Source organism: Pseudomonas sp. SJZ078, from assembly GCF_007828255.1.
In the GTDB taxonomy this organism is placed as follows: domain Bacteria; phylum Pseudomonadota; class Gammaproteobacteria; order Pseudomonadales; family Pseudomonadaceae; genus Aquipseudomonas.
In genome coordinates this window covers 206,599-219,480 of sequence record NZ_VIUG01000005.1, presented here as the reverse complement: position 1 = coordinate 219,480, position 12,882 = coordinate 206,599, and the positions used below count along the sequence as shown (strand labels likewise).

Annotated in this window: 10 protein-coding genes; all 10 read left to right on the top strand. The window is 62.5% G+C overall.

All coding sequences use genetic code 11. The features are described 5' to 3' along the window. The first annotated feature begins 80 nt into the window (after positions 1–80). Positions 81–1,034, top strand: coding sequence for an ABC transporter permease (locus FBY02_RS07690; RefSeq protein ID WP_144925505.1), 954 nt, complete (start codon positions 81–83; stop codon positions 1,032–1,034). Next, complete coding sequence (locus FBY02_RS07685; RefSeq protein WP_144925503.1) at positions 1,031–1,936, top strand: ABC transporter permease; 906 nt, start codon at positions 1,031–1,033, stop codon at positions 1,934–1,936. Before FBY02_RS07690 ends, FBY02_RS07685 begins: the two co-directional genes overlap by 4 nt. 1 nt (position 1,937) lies before the next feature. Continuing rightward, a complete protein-coding gene (locus tag FBY02_RS07680) occupies positions 1,938–3,770 on the top strand; it encodes an ABC transporter ATP-binding protein (RefSeq protein ID WP_144925500.1) in 1,833 nt (610 codons plus the stop codon). Continuing rightward, positions 3,767–4,075: a (2Fe-2S)-binding protein gene (locus tag FBY02_RS07675; protein ID WP_144925497.1), complete on the top strand. Its 309-nt coding sequence runs from the start codon at positions 3,767–3,769 to the stop codon at positions 4,073–4,075. The genes FBY02_RS07680 and FBY02_RS07675 overlap by 4 nt, the downstream gene beginning before the upstream one ends. Beyond that, the gene (locus tag FBY02_RS07670; RefSeq protein WP_144925494.1) at positions 4,057–5,445 is read left to right on the top strand and encodes an NAD(P)/FAD-dependent oxidoreductase; all 1,389 of its coding nucleotides are present in this window, start codon (positions 4,057–4,059) and stop codon (positions 5,443–5,445) included. The genes FBY02_RS07675 and FBY02_RS07670 overlap by 19 nt, the downstream gene beginning before the upstream one ends. Further along, positions 5,445–6,599, top strand: coding sequence for an FAD-binding oxidoreductase (locus tag FBY02_RS07665; protein WP_144925491.1), 1,155 nt, complete (start codon positions 5,445–5,447; stop codon positions 6,597–6,599). The genes FBY02_RS07670 and FBY02_RS07665 overlap by 1 nt, the downstream gene beginning before the upstream one ends. Beyond that, entirely contained in the window at positions 6,596–7,753 is a 1,158-nt protein-coding gene (argE, locus tag FBY02_RS07660) for an acetylornithine deacetylase (protein WP_144925488.1), read from the top strand. The genes FBY02_RS07665 and argE overlap by 4 nt, the downstream gene beginning before the upstream one ends. 207 nt (positions 7,754–7,960) lie before the next feature. Beyond that, positions 7,961–10,003, top strand: a complete 2,043-nt coding sequence (locus FBY02_RS07655) for a methyl-accepting chemotaxis protein (protein ID WP_144925485.1) — start codon at positions 7,961–7,963, stop codon at positions 10,001–10,003. A 201-nt stretch (positions 10,004–10,204) separates the two neighbouring features. Beyond that, a complete protein-coding gene (locus FBY02_RS07650; RefSeq protein ID WP_144925482.1) occupies positions 10,205–11,662 on the top strand; it encodes an NAD-dependent succinate-semialdehyde dehydrogenase in 1,458 nt (485 codons plus the stop codon). Between the two features lie 53 nt (positions 11,663–11,715). Continuing rightward, on the top strand, positions 11,716–12,795 hold the full coding sequence (locus FBY02_RS07645) for a tartrate dehydrogenase (protein WP_144925479.1): 1,080 nt from the start codon (positions 11,716–11,718) through the stop codon (positions 12,793–12,795). Positions 12,796–12,882 lie beyond the last annotated feature (87 nt).

Below are 12,882 nucleotides of genomic sequence, written 5' to 3'. Positions count from 1 at the left end.
GAATAGAGCAACGACAGCTCGATAACCAAGACGCGCCTGCGGGGTGATGCAGGCGCGGTCATCAAGTAAAGGTATTCATTATGAACAGCACTATCGCACGGCTTGTTTCCAGTCGTCTGGCTGTAGGTGTGCTTACGCTGCTTATCGTGTCGCTTGTGGTGTTTTTTCTCACCAGCCTGCTACCGGGCGACGCAGTCCAGGAACAGCTTGGCCAGGATGCAACCCCGGAAGCGGTGGCGGCAATGCGCGCGGTACTGGGCCTGGACCAGCCCGTGTACCTGCGGTACTTGCACTGGCTGGGCGGGTTGATCACCGGCACTCCCGGTGTTTCGTTGGTCAATGGCATGGCGGTTGACGAAATGATCGCCAGTCGCCTGCCCAATACCCTGCGCCTGGCCTCGATCGCAGCGCTGGTCTCGGTGCCGCTGGCGCTGACGATAGGTATTTTGTCGGCCATGTACCGTGGCTCGATTTTCGACCGTTACAGCAACATGCTGGCGGTGTTTGCCGTCTCCGTGCCGGAGTTCCTGATTGCCACCGTCGCGGTACTGATCTTCGCGGTCAAGCTGGGCTGGTTGTCGGCCCTGTCGCGTGATGTCGAGGTCGAATCCTTCGGTGAACTGGTACGCGTCTACGCGATGCCGGTGCTGACGCTGTGTTGTGTATTGGTGGCGCAGATGGCCCGCATGACGCGGGCGGCGCTGATCGACCAACTGAGCAGCCCCTACGTCGAAATGGCAGTGCTCAAAGGCGCCAGACCGATACGGGTGGTGCTGCGTCATGCGCTGCCGAATGCAATCGGACCGATCGCCAATGCCATCGCATTGAGCCTGTCGTACCTGCTGGGCGGTGTGGTCATCGTCGAGTCGATCTTCAACTATCCGGGTATCGCGACGCTGATGGTAAACGGCGTGGTCACCCGCGACATGCCGCTGGTACAGGCGTGCGTCATGTTGTTTTGCCTCGGGTTTCTGGTGCTGGTACTGCTGGCTGACCTGTGTGCAATTCTGTCCAACCCGAGGCTGCGCAAATGAAACTTGACACTAATCCACCGACGCCGGATATAGGGAACGGTATTAAGCAGGATGGACTGAAGCAGCCCGTTGCGCACCACCATCGACGTCGGCTCAAGTTGTCCTTCAGCGGCTTCATCGGCCTGCTGATCGTGAGCTTCTGGGCGCTCATGGCCATCTTCGGTCCCCTGTTGGCGCCCTACGATGTCAACGCCATGCCCAGCGACGGTTTCTTCGGGCCACTCAGCGCGCAGTTTCCGTTGGGCACCGACTATCTGGGCCGGGATATTCTCAGCCGATTATTGCATGGGGCTCCCTACACCATCGGCCTGGCGTTGGTGGCAACCCTACTTGCCTGTTCGGCGGGTGTGATGTTGGGGCTGGTGGCGGCGGCCTCCGGAGGCTGGATCGATGCGCTCATAAGCCGCACCGAAGATGCGCTGATCTCCATTCCGAACAAGATTTTCGCGTTGTTGATGGTGGCCTCGTTCGGTTCCTCTGTGCCGCTGTTGTTGTGCATGGCTGCATTTGCCTACATGCCGGGCTCCTTCCGTATTGCACGTGCGGTGGCGGTGAACGTCATGACGACGGACTTCGTCCGGGTCGCTCGCACCCGGGGTGAGGCCATGCCGTACATCATCTTCGTCGAGGTGCTGCCGAACATGCTTCGTCCGGTCTTGACCGATTTCGGCCTGCGCTTCGTGTATGTGGTGCTGCTGCTGAGTGCGATGAGCTTCCTCGGGCTGGGCATACAGCCCCCGGACGCGGACTGGGGGTCGCTGGTGCGAGAAAACATCCAGGGCCTGGAGGAGGGGGCACCGGCGGTATTGGTGCCGGCGCTCGCCATCGCCACTCTGACCATGGGGGTCAACTTGCTCATCGACAGCTTCGGCGGGCGATCCACGCGCGGGACGGAGAAGTGAAATGAACGAAATCGTCAGGGTAAGTGGCCTGCGCGTGGCTGCGCGAAATGAAGAGGGGATCGATGTACCGATCGTACACGGTGCCGATTTCAGTCTGAAAAAAGGTGAGGTACTGGCGCTGATCGGCGAGTCCGGTTCAGGCAAGAGCACCATCGCGTTGTCATTGATGGGCTACGCTCGCAGCGGTTGTCGCATCGTAGGCGGCTCGGTACATATCGGCGATGTCGACGTGCTCAAGCTGTCGAATGCCGAGCTGGCAAAGCTGCGCGGACGCACCGTGGCCTATATCGCGCAGAGCGCGGCCGCGGCGTTCAATCCGTCCAAGAGCATCATGGAGCAGGTGATCGAAAGCGCACTGATCCATGGCACGCTGTCACGGCAGCAGGCGCAGGCCAAGGCTGTCGGGTTGTTCCGGGCGCTGGCGTTGCCGGATCCCGAAGGCATTGGGGCGCGCTATCCGCACCAGGTCTCGGGCGGGCAGTTGCAGCGGCTGATGGCTGCGATGGCGCTGATCACCGATCCGGCACTGGTGATTCTCGACGAGCCGACCACGGCGCTGGATGTTACGACGCAGATCGAGGTCCTGCGGGCCTTTAAACGGGTGGTCAGTGAACTCGGCACAACGGCCGTTTATGTCTCGCATGACCTGGCGGTGGTGGCGCAGATGGCCGACCGTATCGTCGTGCTGCGCGACGGCCAGATCCAGGAAAACAGCAGTACCGAGCAGATCCTGATAGAACCGGCACATCCTTATACCCGTAGCCTGCTGTCGGCGATGAAGCCTTCAGCGAACCAGGACACGACCGATCAAGGCACGCCCACCACGGGTAATGATTTACTGCTCGACGTCCGTGGTCTCGAGATTTGCTATGGCCTGAAGAAGGTGTTGCAGGATGTCGACCTCCAGGTCCGCAAGGGCTCGGCAGTCGGTGTGATCGGTGAGTCGGGATCAGGGAAAACCACGCTGGCCCAAGCTATCGCCGGCCTGGCGGAGCCATCGGCCGGGCGGATCCTGCTGGATGGCCAGCCTCTGAGCAAGACGTTGGTCGGACGGACCCGCGAGCAGTTCCGACGAATTCAGTTCGTCTTTCAGAATGCCGATACGGCGCTGAATCCGCGACACAGCATCGAAGATATCCTGGGCCGTCCGTTGCGTTTCTATCACGGCATGAAGGGCGCGCAGCGCCAGCGCCGGGTGGCTGAGTTACTGCAGTTGGTGCAGCTACCGGCAAGCATCGCGCAACGCCGCCCCGGCGAGTTGTCCGGTGGGCAGAAGCAGAGGGTCAACCTGGCACGGGCACTGGCGGCAGAGCCGGACCTGATCCTGTGTGACGAAGTGACCTCGGCACTGGATACCGTGGTAGGGGCGGCAATTCTCGAACTGCTGCGTGACCTGCGTCGGGAGCTGGGGGTTTCCTACCTCTTCATCAGCCACGACATCTCTACCGTCCGCGCGCTGTGTGACGACATCGTGGTGATGTACAGCGGCCACAAGGTCGAGGCGGGTGACTGTGAGTCATTCGTCCAGGTGCCGTTCCATCCCTATACCGACCTGTTGATCAACTCGGTACCGGAGCTGCGTCAGGGGTGGCTGGAGAGCTGCGCTGCCTCCTGCGGCAACCTGCCTCCGATCAGTGCGGTGGATACCACTGCGCACCTGTGTCCATTCCTCAACCGCTGCCCGGTACGCATCGACGGGCTGTGTAATCGCAGTGCGCCGCCACGCCGAAGCATCGCCGGCGGCAGCGAGGTTCTGTGCCACCACGAAAGCGCCGAGCTGCTCAAGGCACAGCAAGGATCAAACAGCATGAAACTGATAGGTACCTACGCATGAATGCGCGTTTTGTGCGCTTGGCCGAGCGCGACCGGACGACGGTGAGGTTGATGGTCGATGGAGAGCCGATCGAGGCAAAACAGGGCGACACCTTGATGGTTGCGATGCTGACCCACGTGTCAGTGCTGCGTCAGTCGGAGTTCGACCCAGGGCGTCGCGCCGGCTTCTGCCTGATGGGGGCGTGTCAGGACTGCTGGGTCTGGACCCGCAGCGGCGAGCGTCTACGTGCCTGCAGCAATGAGGTTCGCGAGGGCCTGGAGATAGTCACCACACAGCCGGAGTCGATATGGCCATTTCGCGGGTAGAGCCTGCAAGGGTGGTCATCATTGGTGCCGGCCCTGCTGGCATCCGTTGCGCCGAGACCCTGCTGGCGAAGGGGATCAAGCCGATCCTGATCGATGAAAACCGTCGCGACGGCGGCCAGATCTATCGTCGCCAGCCCGAGGGCTTCAGCCGTGACTATGCGACGCTGTATGGCAGCGAAGCGGACAAGGCCGAGGCGTTGCACCAGAGCTTCGACTGTTTGCGTGAGCAGATCGACTATCGGCCGGACACCCTGGTGTGGAGCCTGACCCCTGGCCAACTGTGCTGCGTCAGCCAGGGCAAACATTCGACCGTGGATTACGATGCGCTGATCCTCTGTACCGGGGCCACCGACCGCTTGATGCCGGTCGCCGGCTGGCAGTTGGCGGGTTGCTATAGCCTGGGCGGTGCACAGATTGCGCTGAAGGCGCAGGCAGTCTCCATCGGCCATCAGGTGATGTTCATGGGTAGCGGGCCGCTGCTGTACCTGGTGGCCAGCCAATACCTCAAGGCCGGTGCCAAGGTGGTCGGGGTGCTCGACACCTCACCGTTGCGCAAGCGTATCGCGGCCCTCCCCAAGTTGCTCGCCCGTCCTGGGGTCCTGTTCACCGGGATGAAGCTGTTGGCCAAGCTTTATCTGGCTGGCATCCCGGTGCACCTGGGCGTCGAACCGCTGCAGGTGTTGGGGGATGCGAACAGCGGGGTCAGCGGCGTGCGGGTGCGCACGGCGAACGGGGCAACCGCGCAGTTCGATTGCGATGCCGTGGCCATGGGGTATCACCTGCGTCCGGAAACCCAACTGGCCGACCTGGCGGGTTGCCGTTTGCGTTTCGACGAGGCAACCAGCCAATGGCTGCTGGACACCGATGAGGATGGCCGCACCTCGGTCCGCGGCATATATGCCGCCGGCGACGGCGCTGTCATCCGGGGTGCCGATGCGGCAGAGCACGGCGGACGCCTGGCTGCATTGGCATTGTTACGCGACCTGCACCTGCCGGTGGATGCCGGGTTGGTTAACGAGCAACGTCGTGCGCTGCAAGTGATGGATGAGTTTCGCCTTGGCCTGGCCGAGGCTTTCCCCTGGCCAGCGGCGCAGGCCCAGGCTTTGCCGGACGAGGCGATCGTCTGTCGTTGCGAGATGATTACGGTTGGCGAGTTGCGCGATGCGGTGCGCGAGAAGGGTGCCTGTGAAGTCAATCGCGCCAAGGCCTTCAGCCGCGTCGGGATGGGCCGGTGCCAAGGCCGCTACTGCTCGCAGGCCGGGGCGCAGGTGATTGCCGCCGCTGCGGGCGTCTGCATTCAGGAAGTGGGGCGGCAGCGTGGTCAGGCGCCGGTCAAACCCCTCTCGATGCTTACCGAGGAGGTATCGTGATGATCCCGCAACAAGCCGATGTACTGATTGTTGGGGGTGGCCTGATGGGCGCTGCGGCGGCGTTTTTCCTGCGCCAGCGCGGCCAGTCGGTGATACTCCTCGAGCGTGACCAGATCGGCCAGTACGCCAGCGGAGTGAACTTTGGCAACGTGCGTCGCCAAGGCCGTTTTCTCGGTCAACTGGAGTTGGCCAATCGCTCCTTCGCGCTGTGGAAGCACCTGCCGGAACTGATCGGCGACGACCTTGAATTCGTTCCCAGCGGGCACATGCGCGTCTGCTATCGCGAGGATGAGATCGCCGAACTGGAGGCCTACGCGGCGGCGCCGCAGGCACGCGAACTGGATCTGCGCGTCTACAGCGGTCGCGAGCTGCACGAGCGGTTCCCGTTCCTCGGCCCCGAGGTCAAGGGCGGCTCCTACGCACCCCATGACGGCCACGCGAACCCACGCCTTGCTGCGCCGGCCTTCGCTCGCGCTGCACGCCGGGCCGGTGCGCGTATCGAGGAGCGCACGGAAGTGACGCAGGTACAAAAGGTCGGCGGGCAGTTCCACGTGAACACCGCTGACGGTCGTGAGTATCGCGCCGATCGACTGTTGATCACTGCCGGCGCGTGGGGCGAAAAGCTCTCCGCGCAGTTCGGTGAACCGGTGCCGCTGGTCACCAAGGGGCCGCAGATGTCGGTCACCGAACCCGTACCCTATGCGCTGAAAACGGTGATTGGCGTGTTCACCAAGAATCCCGAGGAAATGCTGTATTTCCGGCAGATACCCCGTGGCAATATCATCATCGGCGGGTGTCACCACAGCAAGCCGGACATGCTCACCCGGCGCGCCCATTTCGAGCCGCAAAGCATCCTCAAGCAGTTGCAGCAAATGCGTCGGCTTGCGCCGGATATGGCCAACCTGAACATCATCCGCACATGGAGCGGTATCGAGGGGTACGTCTCGGATGGCCTTCCGGTGCTGGGCTCCAGCGGCAAGGTCGACGGTTTGTATTACGCTTTCGGCTTCAGCGGGCATGGCTTCCAGCTCGGGCCGGGGGTTGGTGACGTGATGGCCGAGTTGATCAGCACCGGGAGCACCAGCACGCATATTGCCCCTTTCGACGTCACGCGCTTCGCCGGCGTCGCTGAGCAACGGACCATGGCGTCATGAGAGCGAGGACACTGGAAATCCTCAAGCGATTGATCGCTTTCGACACCGTCTCCTCGGAGTCCAACCTGGCGCTGATCGACTATGTGCGCGAGCTGCTGCTGAGCAAGGGTATCGAGTCATTGATCGTCAAGGACGAGAGCGGGCGCAAGGCCAATCTGTTCGCCAGTACCGGTCCGCACGATCAGCCCGGTATCCTGCTGTCCGGGCACACCGATGTGGTGCCGGCCGCCGGCCAGGCCTGGAGCGTGCCGGCGTTCCAGGCGACGCTGAAGGATGAGCGGATTTATGGCCGGGGCAGCTGCGACATGAAGGGTTTTATTGCCCTGGCGATCGACGCCATGCTCGAGGCCGCTGATTGCTCATTGAGCCGCCCATTGCAACTGGCCCTGTCCCATGACGAGGAAATCGGCTGCGTTGGCGTACGCCGTTTGCTCGATGTCCTGCACCTGGCGCCGTTGCGGCCGATGCTGTGCATCGTCGGTGAGCCTACCGGCATGCAGTTCGTTCTCGGACACAAGGGCAAGGGTTCCTACCGAGCTCGGTGTCGGGGGCAGGAAGCCCATTCATCCTTGGCCCCGAGGTCGGTCAACGCCATTCATGTGGCCTGCGACTTTATCGCCATGCTGCGCGAGGGCCAACGGCGTCTGGAACAGCAGGGTGCGCGCGACGCGGATTACGACGTTCCCTACAGCACCGTGCACGTCGGGCAGATTACCGGCGGCAAGGCCCTGAACATAGTCCCGAACCTGTGCAGCCTGGATTTTGAGGTGCGCAATTTACCGGCCGACGACCTCGATCAGTTTCTCGAGCAGATGCGCGAACGGGCCGAGCAGATCGTGCGCGAGGCCAAGCGTCTGTCCGGTGCAGCCGATATCGAGATCGAGACGCTGAACGTCTACCCAGGGTTGGACACCCACCCCAGTGTGGAAGCCGTGCGCTTTCTGAGGAACTTCGCCCCAGCGGATACCGGCAACGCAAAAGTTTCCTTCGGCACCGAAGGCGGTTTATTCAGCCTGCGCCTGGATATACCGGTGGTGGTGTGTGGGCCGGGCTCCATCGAACAGGCGCACAAGCCCGACGAGTTCGTCGAGCTGAGCCAGATGCGGGCCGGGGAGCGCTTTCTCGATGGGCTGCTGGGCTCGTTGAAGCTGTAACGCCGGTGTTTCGCATGTGACCCTTGCCGAGTCCGGGAGGGGTTGCCTCGCGTTCTGACCGTCACCCGATATCCCTTGATGGTCGGCGGATTTCTCGCTCGAGGACAGCGTACGCGTGTCTGCCAAAGACCAATACCTCAACCGAGTAACCAAGAAAAAAAAAGCGGGACTCCGACGAGTCCCCGATAACACTCCGGGAGTCCGTCCATGAAAGTTCTCGAACGCCTTTCCTTTCCCACCAAGTTCGCCTTGCTCGGTCTGCTGGTCCTCGCTCTGATTGCCGTGCCGAGCAGCTTGTACGTGCTTGGCGCGCTGCAGACGGGCCGTCAGGCCGACCGGGAAGTACAGGGGCTGCCACCGGTCCAGGCGCTGCTCCGTCTGGTGGCGTTGACCCAGCAGCATCGCGATCTGGCTGCCACCGTGCTCGGCGGCGACGACGCCCTGCAACAGGCGCGCCTGGCCAAGCAAGCGCAGGTGCAGCGCGCCTTCGAAGCGAGCGAGCTGGCGCTGCAAGCGGCCGGGGTCGATGCGGAGCTGTTGACGGCCTGGCGCAAGGTACGCGAACAATGGCAGGCGCTGTCCGAGCAGATCGGCCAAGGCACCATCAAAGCCAGGCAGAGCCTGCAACTGCATTCGCAACTGATCGCCTCCATCCTGTTGATCGAGGATGCCTTACTCGATCATTTCGAACTGGCCCTGGACCCGGTCCTGGAAACCTATTCGCTGATGTACGCCGCGCTGATCGAAATGCCGCAAACCGCCGAGTTGTTCGGTCAGTTGCGTGGCTACGGCAGCCTGTATCTGGTTCAGGGACGAATTCTGCCCGAGCAACAAGGTGCCTTGGTGGGGTTGACCGGCCAGGCTCTGGCCAGCCTCGACAGGATGACTCGGGCCTTCACCAAGGCAGCGGCGACCAATCAGGCGTTCGCCGCTGCCCTTGAAACACCTCTGGCGGCGCTGCGCCCGCAGATCGAGCAGGCGCTGGCATTGACCGATACGCAGTTGGTCGCGGCCGTCGAAATGGATCTTTCTGCCGGTGGTGGCTACGGAGTGAAGTTGAGCTACCCGGCAGCTGATTATCTGGCCGCGTATGATCGACCTATCAGCGCTCTGCAGGCCCTTGGCGACTCCGCAATGGCAATGCTCAACGAGGCGCTGGCGGCGAGGCGCGACAGCTATCGGCAGGACACCCTGCTGATGTCCGCCGGTCTGCTGGCGTTGCTGCTGGTGGGCGGCACCCTGGCCACTTTGATCGTACTGCGCCTGCTCAAGCAGCTGGCTATTGCCATGGCGGCAGCCGAGCGGATCGCCAAGGGCGACCTGACCCAGACGCTTGAGACCACCGGTATGGATGAGGCGGCACGCCTGCTGCAGGCATTACAGTGCATGCAAACGGACCTGCGTGACACCGTCAGTCAGGTGGTGAGCTCCGCCGAACAGTTGGGCTCGACTTCCGAGGCATTGAGCGCGGTGACCGACGACGCCAGCCAAGGATTGCAAAGGCAGAGCGAGGAACTCGACCAGGCGGTGACGGCCGTTACCGAGTTGACCTGTGCCATCGAGGAGGTGGCGCGTAATGCGGCCTCGGCCTCGCAGGTGTCCCAGGCCGCCGACCATTGCGCACGACAGGGCGAAGACAGCGTCACCCGAACCGTCGACGCCATCGAATCGTTGACCGGCGATATGGCGCATACCGCTGATGCGCTGCAGAACCTGGCGGGCCAGATTGGCGATATCGGCTCGGTACTGGATGTGATTCGAGGCATCGCCGAGCAAACCAACCTGTTGGCCCTGAATGCGGCGATAGAGGCGGCTCGGGCGGGCGAGAGCGGCCGCGGCTTCGCCGTGGTGGCGGATGAGGTACGGGCCCTGGCGCAAAGGACCCAGGACTCGACCCGACAGATCGAGGGCATCATCGGCTCGGTACAGCAAGGCAGCCGCAGCGCCCTCAGTGCCATGCACAGCAGCAATGAAAAAACCCGCTATACCCTGGGGCTCGCACGCGGAGCGGGTACTGCACTGAATGCTATCGTCGAGGCGATCGGACAGATCAATGAGCGCAGTTTGAGTATTGCCAGCGCCACCGAAGAGCAATCCCAGGTCGCCCGTGAGGTCGACAGCAATTTGTTGAATATCCGCGATGTCTGCGCACTGACCTCGGCCGGCGCCAGGCAGACCCGCGAGTCCAGTCAGGAACTTGCCGGCCTGGCCAGCGAGCTGAGTGGGCGGGTCAAGCACTTCAATGTCTGACTCGGGATCAGGTGCATCGGTGCAGACCCTGGTGCACCACGACCCTGCGGGCCGGTCGCTCACATCATCAGCGAATTTCTCCGGTAGAGCCTGCTGTCATCCGCTGATATTCAGCAGTCAACGCTGCTGCAAAGGCGCTTTCAGCATCCTGGCCTGTGGCGCCTGAATAGACTGAAGGCTGTCTCGGAACAGGACTCGATCATGCTCAAGAATCGTTTGCAAGACCCCAGCCTGCTGGTAGAACACGCTTACATTGATGGCCGTTGGGTGAGCGCCGATAACGCTGCCACCCTGGATGTCATCAATCCCGCCACGGGTGAGTGCCTGGCCCGGGTTCCGGCCCTGCAAGGCGCGGAAACCCGTCGCGCTATCGAGGCCGCCGACCGTGCCTGGCCGGCCTGGCGCGCACGGCCCGCGGCGGAGCGCGCGGCGCTGCTGGAGCGCTGGTATCAAGCCATGCTCGATAATCTCGACGACCTCGCCTTGATCATGACCTGCGAGCAAGGCAAGCCCCTCAACGAAGCCAAGGGCGAGATCCGCTACGGCGCCAGCTTCGTCAAGTGGTTCGCCGAGGAAGCCCGGCGGATCTACGGCGAGACCATACCGGCCCCCAGCGGTGATCGTCGCCTGCTTACTCTGAAGCAACCTGTCGGGGTTTGTGCCGCGATCACCCCCTGGAATTTCCCCAACGCGATGATCACCCGCAAGTGCGCGCCGGCCCTGGCTGCCGGTTGTCCGGTCATCGTCAAGCCTTCGGACCTGACGCCGCTTTCCGCCTTGGCACTGGCGGTGCTGGCCGAGCGAGTCGGGATACCGGCCGGGGTGTTCAACGTCGTGACCGGCATGCCGGTGGGTATCGGCGAAGAACTGACCGGTAACCCGACGGTGCGCAAGATTTCCTTCACCGGTTCGACCGCCGTGGGGAGCTTGTTGATGCGCCAGAGCGCCGAGCAGATCAAGCGTTTGAGCCTTGAGCTGGGCGGCAATGCTCCCTTTGTTGTGTTTGACGATGCGGATCTGGAACAGGCGGTGGCCGGCATCATGCAGAGCAAGTTCCGCAACGCCGGGCAGACGTGCGTCTGCGCCAACCGGATTCTGGTGCAGGACGGGATCTACGAGCGTTTTGCTCAGCGCCTGGTGGAGGAGGTGGGCAAGCTCAAGGTCGGCAATGGCCTGGAGGCCGGCGTGACCATCGGCCCGCTGATCAATACGGCGGCGGTCAGTAAGGTCGCCCGGCATATTGACGATGCTCTGGGCAATGGCGCTCGTCTGCTCTGTGGCGGCATCCCGGCAGGTGACAGCCAGTTCGTTCAGCCGACGGTGCTGGCCGAGGCTCATGCCGGGATGTTGCTGGCCAAGGAAGAAACCTTCGGTCCGGTTGCACCGTTGATGCGCTTTAGCACTGAGGAAGAGGCCCTGGCCCTGGCCAATGCCACGCCTTATGGCCTGGGCGCCTATTTCTTCACTCAGGACCTGCGTCGCTCATGGCGTTTCGGCGAGGCGCTGGAGTTCGGCATGATCGGCCTCAATACCGGGCTGATTTCCATGGAAGTGGCCCCCTTTGGCGGCGTCAAGCAGTCCGGTCTGGGCCGCGAGGGTTCCAAGTACGGCCTGGACGAGTACCTGGAAATCAAGGCTTTCCATATCGGTGGGCTGTAGAGCAACGGTTGTCTGCACAGGCTTGATTGACGCGAATCCGCAAAGGTAACGACATGAGCAAGACATTCAAGATCGCCGCGATCGCCGGCGATGGTATCGGCAAGGAAGTATTGCCCGAGGGGCTGCGGGTATTGGAACAGGCTGCGCGCAAGTGGGATCTGGGCCTGAGCATCGAAGTGCTCGACTGGGCCCACTGCGATTATTACCTGGAACATGGGCAAATGATGCCCGCCGACTGGTTCGAGCAGTTGAAAGGCTTCGACGCCATCTACTTCGGCGCCGTGGGCTGGCCGGACAAGGTGCCGGATCATATTTCCCTATGGGGCTCGTTGCTCAAGTTCCGTCGCGACTTCGACCAGTACGTGAACATCCGTCCGGTGCGCCTGTTTCCCGGCGTGCCATGCCCGCTGGCCGGGCGCGAGGCGGGGGACATCGATTTCGTCGTCGTCCGTGAAAACACCGAGGGCGAATACTCCTCCGTCGGCGGCAAGATGTTTGAAGGCACCGATAACGAATTCGTGCTCCAGGAGTCGGTGTTTACCCGACGCGGCGTCGACCGGATTCTGAAATACGCCTTCGACCTGGCCCAGACCCGGACACGCAAGCGCCTGACGTCGGCGACCAAATCCAACGGGATCTCCATCAGCATGCCGTATTGGGACGAGCGCACGGCGTTGATGGGCGAGCAGTATCCCGAGGTGAAGTGGGACAAGCAGCACATCGATATCCTGTGCGCGCGTTTCGTCTTGCAGCCTGACCGTTTTGATGTGGTGGTGGCGTCGAACCTGTTCGGCGACATCCTTTCCGACCTGGGTCCTGCCTGTGCCGGCACCATCGGTATCGCCCCCTCGGCCAACCTCGATCCCGAGCGGCGTTTCCCTTCGCTGTTCGAACCGGTACATGGCTCGGCCCCGGACATCTACGGACGCAACATCGCCAACCCAATCGCCATGATCTGGTCCGGCGCACTGATGTTGGATTTCCTCGGCAATGGCGATGAGCGCTACCGTGCCGCTCACGACGGCATCCTCAAGGCCATCGAGCAGGTGATCGCCGAGGGGCCGATCACCCCCGACCTGGGCGGACAGGGTTCGACCCAGGATGTCGGCAGGGCGATTGCCGAAGCGCTCTGAGCCTCATTCCAGAACATCACGCTCACCCTTTTTGCCCGCTCACACTGCGGGCTTTTTTTTCCTCGGCCATGGGCATCTGCTCTTATG